11 protein-coding genes are annotated in these 13795 nt (G+C 65.2%); 4 read left to right on the top strand and 7 right to left on the bottom strand.

Annotated features, from left to right (window positions below; all coding sequences use genetic code 11):
• Positions 1-145: 145 nt before the first annotated feature.
• The 4 genes from ACQKPS_RS06725 to ACQKPS_RS06710 all read left to right on the top strand — a co-directional run bounded on the left by ACQKPS_RS06725 (position 146) and on the right by ACQKPS_RS06710 (position 6813).
• The gene (locus ACQKPS_RS06725) at positions 146-2575 is read left to right on the top strand and encodes a TonB-dependent siderophore receptor (RefSeq protein WP_427603281.1); all 2430 of its coding nucleotides are present in this window, start codon (positions 146-148) and stop codon (positions 2573-2575) included.
• A 57-nt stretch (positions 2576-2632) separates the two neighbouring features.
• Positions 2633-3745, top strand: coding sequence for a PepSY-associated TM helix domain-containing protein (locus ACQKPS_RS06720; RefSeq protein ID WP_427603279.1), 1113 nt, complete (start codon positions 2633-2635; stop codon positions 3743-3745).
• Positions 3742-3927 carry a hypothetical protein gene (locus ACQKPS_RS06715; protein ID WP_427603278.1) on the top strand — a complete coding sequence of 62 codons (186 nt, stop codon included), beginning with the start codon at positions 3742-3744 and terminating at the stop codon, positions 3925-3927. The genes ACQKPS_RS06720 and ACQKPS_RS06715 overlap by 4 nt, the downstream gene beginning before the upstream one ends.
• A 66-nt stretch (positions 3928-3993) precedes the next feature.
• Complete coding sequence (locus ACQKPS_RS06710; RefSeq protein WP_427603276.1) at positions 3994-6813, top strand: dermonecrotic toxin domain-containing protein; 2820 nt, start codon at positions 3994-3996, stop codon at positions 6811-6813.
• On the opposite strand, the gene ACQKPS_RS06705 is transcribed toward ACQKPS_RS06710, so the two are convergent.
• From ACQKPS_RS06705 to waaF, 7 genes are read right to left on the bottom strand one after another with little or no spacing between them, the layout of a single operon-like run.
• Entirely contained in the window at positions 6774-8216 is a 1443-nt protein-coding gene (locus tag ACQKPS_RS06705; protein WP_427603274.1) for a lipopolysaccharide kinase InaA family protein, read from the bottom strand. The genes ACQKPS_RS06710 and ACQKPS_RS06705 overlap by 40 nt on opposite strands.
• Entirely contained in the window at positions 8216-8968 is a 753-nt protein-coding gene (locus ACQKPS_RS06700) for a lipopolysaccharide kinase InaA family protein (RefSeq protein WP_254481734.1), read from the bottom strand. Before ACQKPS_RS06700 ends, ACQKPS_RS06705 begins: the two co-directional genes overlap by 1 nt.
• A complete protein-coding gene (locus ACQKPS_RS06695) occupies positions 8965-9699 on the bottom strand; it encodes a lipopolysaccharide kinase InaA family protein (RefSeq protein WP_054886012.1) in 735 nt (244 codons plus the stop codon). The genes ACQKPS_RS06700 and ACQKPS_RS06695 overlap by 4 nt, the downstream gene beginning before the upstream one ends.
• Positions 9699-10505, bottom strand: a complete 807-nt coding sequence (rfaP, locus tag ACQKPS_RS06690) for a lipopolysaccharide core heptose(I) kinase RfaP (protein ID WP_283725040.1) — start codon at positions 10503-10505, stop codon at positions 9699-9701. The genes ACQKPS_RS06695 and rfaP overlap by 1 nt, the downstream gene beginning before the upstream one ends.
• Complete coding sequence (locus ACQKPS_RS06685) at positions 10502-11626, bottom strand: glycosyltransferase family 4 protein (protein WP_283725041.1); 1125 nt, start codon at positions 11624-11626, stop codon at positions 10502-10504. Before ACQKPS_RS06685 ends, rfaP begins: the two co-directional genes overlap by 4 nt.
• A complete protein-coding gene (gene waaC, locus ACQKPS_RS06680; protein WP_283725042.1) occupies positions 11626-12684 on the bottom strand; it encodes a lipopolysaccharide heptosyltransferase I in 1059 nt (352 codons plus the stop codon). Before waaC ends, ACQKPS_RS06685 begins: the two co-directional genes overlap by 1 nt.
• On the bottom strand, positions 12685-13734 hold the full coding sequence (waaF, locus tag ACQKPS_RS06675; protein ID WP_054886016.1) for a lipopolysaccharide heptosyltransferase II: 1050 nt from the start codon (positions 13732-13734) through the stop codon (positions 12685-12687).
• Between the last annotated feature and the right edge of the window lie 61 nt (positions 13735-13795).

Raw genomic sequence — 13795 nt, 5'->3', positions numbered from 1 at the left:
TCTTCGCGGGCGAGCCCGCGAAGAGGCCCGTGCAGGCAAAAGCCAGATTCAAACAATTCTCACTTTTTTTCCGATTCCCCCTGTCACTTCCGGAATCTCGCTCGGCAAGGAAGCAGTAAGCACTTATCCGTCGAGGAACCGCTGCATGTCCCGTGCCGTTGATCGTATCCTGCGCCCCAGCCTGATGGCCCTGGCCATCGCCATGGCCGCGCCCTTGTCCAGCACCGCCCTGTTCGCCGCCGAGCAGTCTGCGTCACGCGCCTACAACCTGCCCGCTGCGCCGCTGGCCTCTACGCTGAACCAGATCGCCAGCCAGTCGGGCATCGCCCTGGCCATAGACCCGGCGCTGGTCAGCGGCCGCACCTCGGCCCCGGTCAACGGCCAATACAATGGCCTCGGCGCCCTGCAAGCGGCGCTGCAGGGCACCGGCCTGCAACTGCAGCAAAGCAGCGTCGGCAGCTACAGCCTGATCGCCGTGCCGGATGGCGCCCTGGCCCTGCCGGAAACCACCGTGAACGCCGCCAGCGCGTCCGAAAATGCCTGGGGCCCGGTCGACGGTTACCTGGCCAAGCGCACTGCAGCGGGTACCAAGACCGACACCGCGCTGGTCGAAGTGCCGCGGTCGATCTCCGTGGCCACCCGTCAGCAGATGAGCGACCGTGGCGTACACAGCCTCGACAATGCCGTGAAATATATGCCGGGCATCGTCTCCGCCAGCTTCGGCAGCGACACCCGTTACGACTGGATGCGGGTGCGCGGCTTCGAGCCGACCCAGTTCCTCGACGGCCTGCCGCTGCCACGCGGCGTATATGCCAACCCGAAAGCCGAAACCTGGAATCTCGACCGCCTGGCGCTGCTGCGCGGCCCGGCTTCCTCGCTGTATGGCCAGACCCCGCCCGGCGGCCTGCTGGACATGGTCAGCCGCCGCCCGCAGGCCGAAAGCGCCCACGAGATCGAACTGCAGTACGGCAGCGACAACCATCGCCAGATCAACTTTGCCAGCACCGGCAAGATTGATGACGAAGGCCGATTCCTTTACGGCGTCAGTGGTGTTGTTCGCGATGGCGGCACGCAGATTGACCATATCGACGACAAGCGCTACAACATTGCGCCGAGCTTGACCTGGAACATCGACGAAGATACTTCGCTGACCCTGCTGACCCAGTTCACCCGCGACGATACCGGTGCCACCAGCCAGTTCCGGCCGATCCAGGGCACCAAGATCGACATGCCGTTCGGCAAGATCTCCCACCACAAGAACCTGGGCGACCCGGACTACGAGTTCTACGACCGTACCTATTACGCGCTGGGCTACGCCTTCGAGCATCGCATCAACGATGTCTGGCAGTTCCGTCAGAACCTGCGCTACACCAAGACCGACCTGGCGTTCCAGACCATCACGCCCGGCAGCTATAACCCGACCACACCACCGGTGCAGGACGATGGCACCGTCAGCCGCATGTCCACCAACACCGATGAGGACATCAGCCAGTTTGCAGTGGACAACAACTTCCAGGCCGACTTCGCCACTGGCGACGTGACCCACACCCTGCTGCTGGGCCTGGACCACCAGCGCGTCAACACCAACTACCTGTCGATCTTCGGCTCCGTGCCGGACAGCAACGTGAACAATCCGGTCTATGGCGTGCCTATCACTCGCCCGGACCGCTCCACGGCGTTCTACGACTACGACCAGAAAACCTATCAGACCGGCGTGTACGTCCAGGACCAGATGGCCCTCGGCAACTGGCGCCTGACCCTGGGCGGTCGCGAAGACTGGGTGCACACCAGCACCAAGTTCCTCAACCAGGGCGATGCCACCAACACCCAGCGCGACAAGAAATTCAGCGGCAACGCGGCCATCAGCTACGTGTTCGACTCGGGCTTCGTGCCGTACCTGTCGTATGCCGAATCGTTCCAGCCATCCAGCAATGCTGCCGTGTCTGCAACGGAGTCGTTCAAGCCGACCGAAGGCAAGCAGTGGGAACTGGGCATCAAATACCAGCCACCGGGCTCCAACACCCTGCTCTCGGCAGCCGTGTATGACCTGACGCAGAAAAACGTCTCGGTAACCGACAACGTCGGCGGTGTAACCATCACTAGCCAGACCGGCGAAGTCAAAGTCCACGGCCTGGAGCTGGAAGCAGTTTCCGACGTCACCGAAAACCTCAAGCTGACCGCCGCCTACACCCTGGCCAAGTCGGAAGTGCAGGACGGCGACTTCAAAGGCAATCGCCTGCAGTTGATGCCCAACCAGCAAGCCTCGCTGTGGGCCGACTACACCTGGCACAGCGGCGTGCTCGATGGCTTCGGTATCGGCGGCGGTGCGCGCTACACCGGCAACACCTACGGCGACCAGGCCAACACTTACCTGGGCAAGGCCAACGCCTACACCGTGTTCGACGCTTCGGTGCACTACGATCTTGGTCGCCTGAGCACTAGCCTCAAGGGCGCGTCGGTGGCGGTCAATGCCACCAACCTGTTCAACAAGGACTATATCTCCACCTGCGATAGCTACTACTGCTACTACGGCGATGAGCGCAGCGTCGTGGCCAGTGCTTCCTACAAGTTCTGAGTGAGCAGGGGGCTGCTGTGCAGCCCCACGATCCAACAGGCAGAAATCGGTACCGTGATGAAAAGCCCTACCATCCGCCGCTGGTCGGTGATCCACACCTGGAGCAGCCTGGTCTGCACCCTGTTCCTGATGTTGCTGGCACTCACCGGCCTGCCGCTGATCTTCCACCACGAACTCGAACACCTGCTCGGCGATGCCGCAGAACTGCGCGAGATGCCCGCCGGCACCCCGCACCTGGACCTGCAACAACTGGTACTGAAAGCTGAGCAGCACCGCCCCGGCGAGGTCGTGCAATATTTCGGTTTCGACAAGGACGAACCCGACGGCGTGCTGGCGATCACCGCGGCCACCGCCGGCACCGAACCCAATGCGTCGCACACCTTCATGCTCGACGCCCGCAGCGGCGAAGCCGTGGCCATGCCGGCCGCCAATGGCGGTTTCATGATGCTCATGCTGCGCCTGCATGTGGACCTGTTCGCCGGCCTGCCCGGCAAGCTGCTGCTGGCCTTCATGGGCGTGCTGTTCGTCGTGGCGATCGTCTCCGGGACCGTGCTCTACGCGCCGTTCATGCGCCGCCTGGACTTCGCCACCGTGCGCCACGACAAGTCACGCCGCCTGCGCTGGCTAGACCTGCACAACCTGATCGGCGTGGTCACCCTGGCCTGGGCGTTGACCGTCGGCGTGACCGGGGTGATCAGCGCCCTCTCCGATCTGGTCATCGCCGCCTGGCGCAACGATAGCCTGGCGGCCATGGTTGCACCCTACCGCGATGCACCACCGCTCACCGAGCGCGCTCCGGCCACCCGCCTGCTGGAAATTGCCGAACAGACCGCCCCCGGCATGCGCCCGGACTTCATTGCCTTCCCCGGCACGCGCTTCTCCAGCGAACACCACTACGCCGTGTTCATGAATGGCGCCACGCACCTGAGCTCACACCTGTTCACGCCGGTGCTGATCGACGCCCGCACACTCGAGGTGACCGCAGTCGGCGAGCGCCCCTGGTACATGGACGCCATGGGCCTGTCGCAGCCGCTGCACTTCGGTGACTATGGTGGTCGGCCGATGCAGGTCCTGTGGGCGCTGCTCGATGTCCTGACCCTCATCGTCCTCGGCAGCGGCCTGTACCTGTGGTGGGGCAAACGCCGTAAACCCAAGGAAGGCCACGCATGAGCCACAGGTCGCAATCAACCCGGCGCATCTTCGCCTGGCCGGCGCTGATCGCCCTGCTCAGCGCCGTCGGGCTGTTCGCCGCGCTGCTCGGCGATGGCTGGTGGGACAGCCTGGCCTGGCTCGGCCTGGGGATCTCGGCAGCGCTGGGCCTGAGCGGTTTCTGGCGCCGGCGTCGGCGATAACCGGCTACCGCCAACACGCGCCACCCTCCCGACAGGCTTGGCTCCTTTTGCCCATGGAGCCTCAGCATGACCCCTCTTCAACGCCTCGAAGCACTGGACAAGCAGATCACGCAGCTGCAGCACGACCTCCCCGAACCCGCCGCCGCGCTGACGCCGACCGCGCAGCGCCAGCGCTTCTTCGGAGACCTGGCGCAGTTCTGGAGCGGAGTGGACGCTAGCGGCCAGAGCCGCCAACAGCGCTTGCAGCAGCTGCGCCACGAGCAACTGCTGGCGGAACTGGAACTGCGCTTGGCCGACCAGACCCTCACCGACGAGCACATCGTGCTGCTGCGCACGTGCCTGGCACTACCCCTGCCCTGGCAGCGCCAGCACCTGCCTGCAACGCTTCGCGCCCAGCTCTATCGCCCGGTATTCAGCCAGCTAAGCCCTAACCGCCGGCTGGCCTTGCCAGGCGCCTTGGTCCTGATTGCCGACGGCCCGCAGGGCACTGCGGCCAAACCGGGTGAAAGCACTGGCAAAGCCTTGCTGTGCAGCCTCTCGCATGGCATCGAAGCCTTCGCCAACCTGGCCGAACTGCATGCCGAGCTTTGCGAGCGCCTGGACGACCCCTTGCAGAGCGAGCCCATGCTGCAACTGTTACCACGCAGCGAAGACCGGCAAATGATCCAGCGTGCCGATCGCCTGCGTTATGAATGGTTTGCCGAGGACATGGTGGCGCAACAATCAAGGGACCTGATCGATGTCCAGCGCCAGCGCCTGACGCTCACCTGGCACGCGGCCTGGCAACACCGCGAAGCGCCCGACCCGGCAGACTTCAAGCGCTTGCTCGACGAACAGCAGGCGCTGCTTGGCCTGATGGGCAGCAAGCACGCGCTGGCCACTCGTTACGCCCTGCTGCTGGAAAAACACCTGCCCGGCTGGCTGCGCAACGCATCCCCGCAAGGCCTCGCCCACATCATGCAGACCTTGCAGGAGCTCGCCGGGGCCATTACCCAGGCAGCGGCACCTGGCATCCTCACCCTGGAGCAGTTCAGCAATCGCAACCACTTGCTGGCGTGGGTCCGTGATCGCCTGGGCGAGAAGCTGCGCCGCGAGCACGCTATCCACACAGCGCCCGAGGAGATCCGTATCCATGTCACCCTGGCGCGCCGCAAAGGGCCACTGCTCAACCCGCTGGTACCGTCCAGCTACATCGCCGCAGCCAGTCGCCCGCAGGTGGGCGATACCGTAGAAATGGTGCCGGTCAGCTATCGCCTGGACGAGCTGGCGTTGCTCAATATCGGCTGGTTCGATATCGATTACTGGTTGACCGCCCGCGTCCAGCGCGATGACGGCAGCGCGCTGCCCAACCTCACACCTGGCCAGGTCAAACAGCTGGTGCGTGAACTGGACGCCGGCACGGGCTATGTTCGCTACCTGCGCCACCACCTGCTCAACTCCCCTGCAGGCCACTGGCGCATGCAGGCCCATGGCGCGATCAACCGCGCCCGCATGCGCGCCGAGGCCGCCAAGGCCCGTTATGCCGGGCACTTCCTCACAGACCCGCTGGAGCAGGGTTACCGCTGGGCCAGGGCGATCATCCACTACCCCGACAGCAACTGGCGGCCGACTATCGAAAGCCACCGTATCGTCGTCCGTCAGCTGATCATCGATGGGCACACCCTTCAGGGCGTGCTGCTGTTGAATGCCGAAGTCGCAAGCGTTGCGTCACTGGTGATGTACACCCCGGACGCGCCCGACCGCCGCGCCTGGCGCGAGTTTCGTAATACCCGTGAACTGTTGCGGACCTTGCGCAGCAAGCCAGCGCTACGCCAATACCTGATTGAACGCGCGCCTCAAGCCGATGGACAACGGCTCGACAGACTGATCCGCAAAGGGCGCCTTGGGCCCTATGTGCAACGCCCGGTCATCGTCGGGAACCTGTACCAAGCCCTGTACCGCGCAGAGGTACAGGCACTGATCGCCGAGGCCGATGGCAATAGCCGCAGCAACCGCGAAGTACTGGGCGAATTCGCACTCTCCACACTGCGTCTGATCCTCGACCTGGTCAGCCTCGTGCTCCCCGCGCGCACCCTGTCGGCCTTGGCATTCGGGCGCATGGCCATTTCCATCTGGGACGGCCTGGAAGCCATGCACAAGGACGACCACGAAGCGGCCCTGCACCATGCCATTGCCGCACTCAGCCATACCACCGATGGTCTCAACAGCTTTGCCGGTTCGACGCTGATGCGTCGAGCCATGCGCGGCCTGCCACCACAACCACCACGACCGCTGCCCAGCGCCATTCAAGCGCCAGTCGACATCAGCAAGCTGCGCTACCGCATCGATGGCGTTCATGGCGAGGAAGTCTATGAACAGATCAGCAGCACGCCCGGCCCCGATCGCTACTTCGTGAAGGACAGCCATGGCCGGCTCTACAACGTCAACTTCGACGGCCAGCGCTGGCGAGCGCTCGATCCCCGGCAGCCGGACGCCTACGTGCAGCTGCCGCTCAAACGCCTGCTCGACGGCACCTGGGTGGTCGACTCGCCGGTGCTCTGGCACGACGGCTTGCCGGACCTGCAGCAGGTACTGGACGATTGCCGCCTGCAACCGGCGCGTGAGGGGCTGGCGATAGCGAGCGAAGCCGATCTGTTCGATGCCGGCGGGCAGCTCTACCTGCAGTTGGGGGGCAGGCAGCTACCGGTACGTCGCCACCTGCTCGCCGGTCATTATCATCTGATGCTTGCCGAGCATGCCCTGGGCGCCGTACACGCCTGGGCCGTGCTGCGTCGTCAGGATGGCCAATGGCGCATCCGCGTGCGCCAGCCTGGTCGCAGCAGCGACTGGCTGGCACTGCCGGCGGATTACTCCGACAAGCGCGGCAGCAGCCTGTCGAGCCGCTGATGCAAGGCACTGCCACTCGGCCAGTTGCGCAGCAGCCGCGCCCGGTCACGGGCGTAAGCCGGGGCGAAGCTGAGCTGGGTGGCATGCTGGCACATGGCGTCGAGGTCGATCAGCGACCAACGGCCGTTGTCCCAGAACAGGTTGTGGCCCTTGAAGTCACCATGGCTGATGCGCTCGCGGATCAGCTGCTGCATCACGTGTACCAGCGCATCGACCTGCTCTTCAGGGGCATCGCCGTTTTCCACGTAGGGCGCGAAGCAGGCGGTGAGGTCCGGTCCATCGACATACTCGGTGACCAGGTAAGCACGGCTGCGCAGGCCCATCACCCGCTGCTCCAGCACCGCCAGCGGGCGCGGGGTGGCGATATCGAGAAACTCCAGGCGGTGCCCTTCGATCCACGAATGCCAGGCCCGGCTCGGCCGCCAGAAGCGTTTGAACCAGTGGGCGGTGTTCTTGATGTTGTAGCGCTTGAGCACCAGCTGGCGGCCGTTGACCTCGATGCGAGCCACGCTGGCAGCGCCGCCGGTCTTGTACAGGTGGCCCTGGTCGATCAGTGCATCCGCCTGCTCCAGCACCGGCAGCATGGCCTGCACCTCGTTGCGGCGGATCACGCGCAGGCCCGACAGGCTGCGCTCGACACTGAACAGGCTGCACTCGCGGCCAGCCTTCTCCAGGTAATCCTTCTGGCGCCAGCTGCGCACCTTGTCCACCTGCTTCAGCAGCGCTTCCAGCGGCAGCGCGTGCTCGGCGTTGGCCAGCAGGTAGTGCACCAACAACTCTTCGATGAACGGCTCCAGGCGCTTGGGCAACTGGGCGAAGAACACCCCGAGGTTTTCCAGCACACGCGGGCGCGACAGCTGCTGGCCGGGTGTCTCGGCCTTGATGCCGGCGCCGTCGATCAGGTACAGCTTGCCGCCGTGGCGCAGCAGGTTGTCCAGGTGCAGGTCTTCCTGCCACAGGCCTTGTGCATGCATCTGTGCCACGGCAGTCAGGGCTTCGCCCAGCACCAGGTGCTGCTCGTCAGCCAGCACCGGCAGGCTTTCCACCGCCGCCCAGGCATCGGCCAGGCTTTCGGCGCCATCGAGGAATTCGAACAGCAGCCAGCCGCCCTCGCCTTCCTTGAGGCCGTCGGCCAGCAGTTGCGGTGTGGTCAGGCCCTCTTTGGCCAACAGCTTCACGCCCTCCAGTTCGCGCTGGAAATGCCGCGCGGCATTGCCGCCGACCAGCAGCTTGGCCAGCACCGGGGTGCCACGCCAGATACCGGCGCCGACATAGCGCTGGCCGGGTAGCACCCGCAGCAGGCTGAGCAATTGCAGGTCAGCCGGGCCAGCGGCATCGGCCAGGGTGATGCTCAACGGCAGCGCCGGGCTGCGCCCGGCGTCTTTGAGTTCGGACAAACGCATCAGCGGGCCTCTTTTTCACGACGGCGTTGCGTCAGGCGTTGCAGCCAGGTGCCGACCAGGGCGCTGTCGGCAGGCTGCTGCAGGTACGCCGCCAACAACTGGCGCACGTCCGCCTCGCTCCAGGCCCCGGCACGTCGCAGCAGCGGCTCCAGGTCGCGCAGGCGGTCACGCATGCCGAACAGCAGCGGCCGGGTCTTTTCCAGGTCGATCAGTTGCGCTTCCCAGCCTTCGCGACGTTGGCGCAGGAAAATGTGCTTGGGATAGAAGCAGCCGTGCACCAGGCCTGCACCGTGCAGGGTGCGCGCCAGCTGGCCGCAGGCCTTGAGGATCCCTGCCCGGGCGTCATCGGCAAGCTGTGGCCACTGAGCCAGCAGGCCTTCGAGGTCGCTCCACTCGTCCAGCGCACGGGTCATCAGGATGGCCCGGTGCTGGCCGTTCTGCTTGCGCTCGCCGTAGAACACAGCCTGCAAGGCCGGGATGTGCAGTTTGTGGTAACGGCTGATGTTACGGAATTCGCGGGCGAAGGTCGGTTCGCCAAACGGCCGGTGCAAGCTGCGGGTCAGGTAATCGCTCTGGCGCTTGAGGTAATAGCCTTTGCCCTCAAGCTCCAGGCGATAGACGCTGCTCCAGCCGCCGCGGCCGGTGTTGGGTTCGTCCACGGCGTCGAGCTGCAGCGCCCACAGCGCTTCGAAATCGTTCAAGCCATGGCGTTTGAGCAGCGCGAGGTCCGCGCTGGCCAGGTAATCGGTCATTCCCTTCCCTCGAAGAAGCTCAGCACCTGGCGAATGCGCCGCTTGTCGCGCACATTCAGGCGCTGACGCCCACGGTACTGCAGATAGAAGCGCAGGCGCTGGGTCGCCGACAGATGATATTTGGCCACCTTGTCCAGGCACGCCAGGTCTTTGATCATGCGGTGGCGCCACATGAAGCCACGCCAGAAGTCGCCGGTCGGGCAGTCGATGAAGAACAGCGTACCCAGGTCGTCGACCAGCAGGTTGCGCCACTTCAAGTCGTTGTGGGCAAAACGGTGTTCATGCATCACCCGGGTGTGGCGCGCCAGCTGACGGCTCAGCTTGTCGACCCAGACCCGGTCGGCCAGGCGTGGGTCGTTGCGCTCGGCCAAAGCCGAAAGGTCTTCGGTACGCGGCAACTCGCGGGTGATCATCGCCCCACGGCCAAAGGCCAGGCCCTTGCGTTCAAGGCCCCAGGCCACCACCTCGGCAGTGGGGATTTCCCACTTGGCGAACTGCTTGAGGTTCTGCCATTCGGCCTTGATGCGTGGCCGGCCCAGGTAACGGCGCATGTGCTTGCCAGCGCCGGTGTAACGCTTGACGTAGTAGTTGACCCCGTCACGCTCGACGCGAATGACCTCGCTGAGCGGGTCACGCGTGAGGTGCTCACCCTTGAGGGCAAAGACCGCATCGAGGCTGCCGAAGTCCGACGCCAGATGTTCGTAGCCTGGCGCCAGTGTCCAACTCGCCATCAGAGTGCATCCCCATAGCGTTGCTTGCGATCGTAGAGTTTCTGCGCCTTGCGTTCGAGCCAGGCGAGCAGCGCGGCCTCCTCGGCCAGAATCTGCCGCAACGGGCGCTGGAAGTAACCGCGCAGGAAACGCAGCTTGTCACGCCGGGTAAGGCCAATGTCCAGCGCCGAGAAGTACAGCGCGGCCAAGTCCTTGTCGCGCCAGCGGCGACTGATTTTCGCCCGGGTCTGGGCACGATGCAGGTCGATGACCGACAGTTTGAGGTCTTCCGGCGTCACCGGCCGGTCGGTGTGCAGCAGGAAGTGGCAGATGTAACAGTCTCGGTGGTTGACCCCGGCGCGGTGCATGCCACCGGTCATCTTTGCCACTTCAGCGATCAATGCACGCTTCAGGCGCGGCTCGGGCGGCTGCCTGACCCAGTCGATGCTGAAGTCTTCCAGGCTGATGGTCGGCGCCAGCTCTTCGGTGACGATGAACGAATGCTGGCTGGCCGGGTTGCTGCCCCGCTCGCCATAGGCCACTGCGGTCATGGTCGGCACGCCCACTTCATGCAGGCGCTGGATGGCCTGCCATTCCTGGCCGGCACCGAGTACCGGCAACTTGGCAGTGAGCAGGTTCTTGAAGATCTCGCCCCAGCCGATGCCACGGTGGATCTTGACGAAGAAACCCTCGCCATCGACCTCGGTACGCAGCGTGCGACGGCCTTCCAGCTCGCGATAGACCTCGCCTTGCAGCGCTTCCACGGCCTCGAAGGCGTCCCGCCCGGCCCACAGATGCTTGAAGGGTTCGGCCACTATCAGCTTCATGCGTTCTCCTGCCCCAGAATCACATCGGCAGCATGCTGCGGCATGCTGTACAGGTCGGCACTGTCGGCAAAGGCCAGGCCGTTGCGCGACCAGCCGGCGCGGGCCTGCCCGTCTTCGAGCATGCGCTGCAGGTAGGCATTGAGCTGCTCCTGCTCGAACGGCTCGTCCAGCACCAGGCCGCTGTCGGCCTCGGCGATGTAATGGGCGTAGCCGCAGACCTTGGACACCAGCACTGGCAAGCCGGCCACCAGCGCTTCGAGCAGCACCGTGCCGGTGTTCTCGTTGTAGGCCGGGTGGATCAGCAGGTCGGCACCCAGCAGGAAGCGCGGGATGTCGCTGCGGCCCTTGAGGAACTGCACCTGCTCCCCCAGGCCCAAGGCGGCGCTCTGCAACTGGAACACCTTGGGGTCGTCCTGGCCGATGACCATCAGCCGGGTGCGTTTGCGCAGCGCCGAGGGCAGCGCGGCCAGGGCTTTGAGGCTCCGATCGACGCCCTTGGTCTTGAAGCCGGAGCCGATCTGTACCAGCAGCAGGTCGTCATCGCCCAGGTTGAATTCCTTGCGGAACCCGGCGCGGATCTCGGCGGCGTTGGCCGGCGCGCGGCGGTCCTGGGAGATGCCTGGCGGCAGCAGGTGGAAGCGTTCCACCGGGGTGCCGTAGTGCTTGATGAACAGCGGCTGCTGCACTTCGGAAATCATCAGCACTTCGGTGCGCGCGTCCTTGGCGAACACGGCACGTTCGTACTCGGCAAAATGCCGGTAGCGGCCCCAGCGGCGGTACAGGCCGCCGCGCAGGGTCTGCGCCTTGTCCTCGAAGCAGCCGTCGGCAGCGTAGTACACGTCCAGCCCCGGCATCTTGTTGAAACCGATCAGGCGGTCGACCGGGCGCTTGGCCAGGTCCGCTGCCATCCAGGCGCTGAGCTTCTCGTTGCGTCGGTGGTTGAAGATCGCCTTGACCGGCGCCACCAACACCTCGAAGCCCGGCGGAATATCACCCTCCCAGATCAGCGTGTACACGCGGATCTGGTGGCCCCGCTTCTGGCATTCCAGGGCAATGCGCATGAAATCGCGCTGCAGCCCGCCGAAGGGGAAATATTTGTAAAGCACGAAAGCCAGTTGCATCAACGAACATCCTCAGCCAGCAGCAGCGCGCTCAGGCGGCTCGCTACATGCTCGGGATTCAGGCGAGTGAAGCACAGTGGCCACTCGCGTTTCAGATCGAACCGGCGCAGGTCGTCGGCGCTCGGTTTGTAGGTGCATTTCTTTTGCAGGCAGGGCGCGCATGGCCAATCACTGGCCTGGTGAATCTGAGTCCGTCCGTAGGCGCCGGTCAGGCCTGGGTTGGTCGGGCCGAACAGCGAAATGGTCGGCACGTCCAGCGCTGCAGCCAGGTGGCCGAGGCCGGTATCCACCGCCACACAGGCCTTGGCCGCCGCCAGCACACGGGCGACGCCGGCAAGGTTCAATCTGGGGAGCACCTGGCAGTTGTTCAAGCCCTGGGCAATGCGCTCGGCACGGGCCTTTTCGGCGGGGTTGCCCCAAGGCAGACGTACCTGCAGTTTGCGCCGGCCCATGCGCTCGGCCAGTTCGCGCCAGTAGGCTTCAGGCCAGTGCTTGGTCGCCCAGGTCGTGCCATGGAGGAACACCACGTAAGGCGCAGCCGGCGGCAATTGCAGGCGGTCGAGGTCGAGGCCGTACTGGCCGATGCCTTCGGGCAGGTCATAGGCCAGGGCCATGGCGAACAGTTGTCGTACCCGCTCCACCGCATGCTGGCCAACGGCGACCGACAGCGGCCGGTCATAGAACCGGCTGGCCCAGCCTTCACGGGCCGAGTAGCGGTCCAGCCCGGCGACCGGGGCCTTGACGTAGCGGGTCAGCCAAGCCGACTTGACCAGGCCCTGGGCATCGATCACCAGGTCGTACTGGCGCTGGCGAACGCGCTGCTTGAACGCCTTCCACTCGCCGCTCTTGAGGGTCTGCCAGAGGTTTTTGCGCCAGCGGCGGATCGCCACCGGGATGACCTGGTCGACCGCCGGGTGCCAGCTGGGGATCTCGGCAAAGCCTTCTTCCACCACCCAGTCGAAACGGATGCCCGGGATGGCATGGGCGGCGTCGGTCAGCGCGGGCAGGGTGTGGATCACATCACCCAGCGACGAAGTCTTGATGATCAGTACCCGCACTTAGTCGACCTCGGCCACGGTATCGATCAGGTTCGGACCACCCAGGCTGTGCAGGGCGGCGATCACCCTGCCCGGCTCCAGCAGGCGCAGGCAGTTGTAGTGGCCGAAGCGGCAGGTGCGGTCGAAGCACGGGCTGCACTCGATGCCGGTGCGCACGACTTCCACCTGTTCGGCCAGCGGCGGCGTAAAGCCAGGCGACGTGGAACCGTACACCGCGACCAGCGGGCGGTTCAGCGCCGCCGCCACGTGCATCAGGCCAGAGTCGTTGGACACCACGGCATCGGCGCAGGACATCAGGTCGATGGCCTCGGCCAGCGAGGTTTCGCCCGCCAGGTTGTACGACTCTTCACGCAGGCCTGGTATCAGGCGGTCGCGGATCTGCTCGCCGACCGGGTGGTCGTTCTTCGAGCCGAACAGCCACACCTGCCAGCCCTGGCGGGTCATCGCATCGGCCACAGCGGCGTAGTGCTCGCTCGGCCAGCGCTTGGCCTCACCGAACTCGGCGCCCGGGCACAGCGCCAGCACCGGGCGGTCCAGCGCCAGGCCGAACTTGGCCAGGGCGGCTTCACGGCTCTGCGCTTCGATCTGCAGGCTTGGCCGCGGATACGGCTGCGGCAGCTCGGCACCGGGTGCGTAGGCCAGGGCCATGAAACGTTCGATCATCAACGGGTAGCGGGCCTTGTCCAGCTTGCGCACGTCATTGAGCAGGCCGAAACGCATTTCACCGCGCCACCCGGTGCGCTTGGGAATGCCGGCAAAGAACGGCACCAGTGCCGACTTCAACGAGTTGGGCAGCAGGATGGCCTGGTCGTACTGGCCGGCCAGGGACTTGCCGATGCGCCGACGCGTGGCCAGTTCCAGCGCGCCGTGGCCGAGCGGGAAGCTCAAGGCCTGACGCACTTCGGGCATGCGCTCCAGGATCGGCCGGCTCCACTCGGGCGCCAGCACGTCGATCACGCAGTCGGGATGCTGCTGTTTCAGGCACTGGAACAGGGTCTGCGCCATCACCATGTCGCCGACCCAGCTGGGGCCAATGATCAGTATTCTCATGCTTAGTCCAGAAACGCTCGGGGAGGCTACAGGCTGCATACAGCCTGGCCTCCCCTCTTTA

The organism is Pseudomonas sp. NPDC086566, from assembly GCF_050280885.1.
Taxonomy (GTDB): domain Bacteria; phylum Pseudomonadota; class Gammaproteobacteria; order Pseudomonadales; family Pseudomonadaceae; genus Aquipseudomonas; species Aquipseudomonas vlassakiae.
The sequence above is the reverse complement of the archived record's forward strand: the minus strand, read 5'-3'. Positions and strand labels throughout refer to the sequence as shown.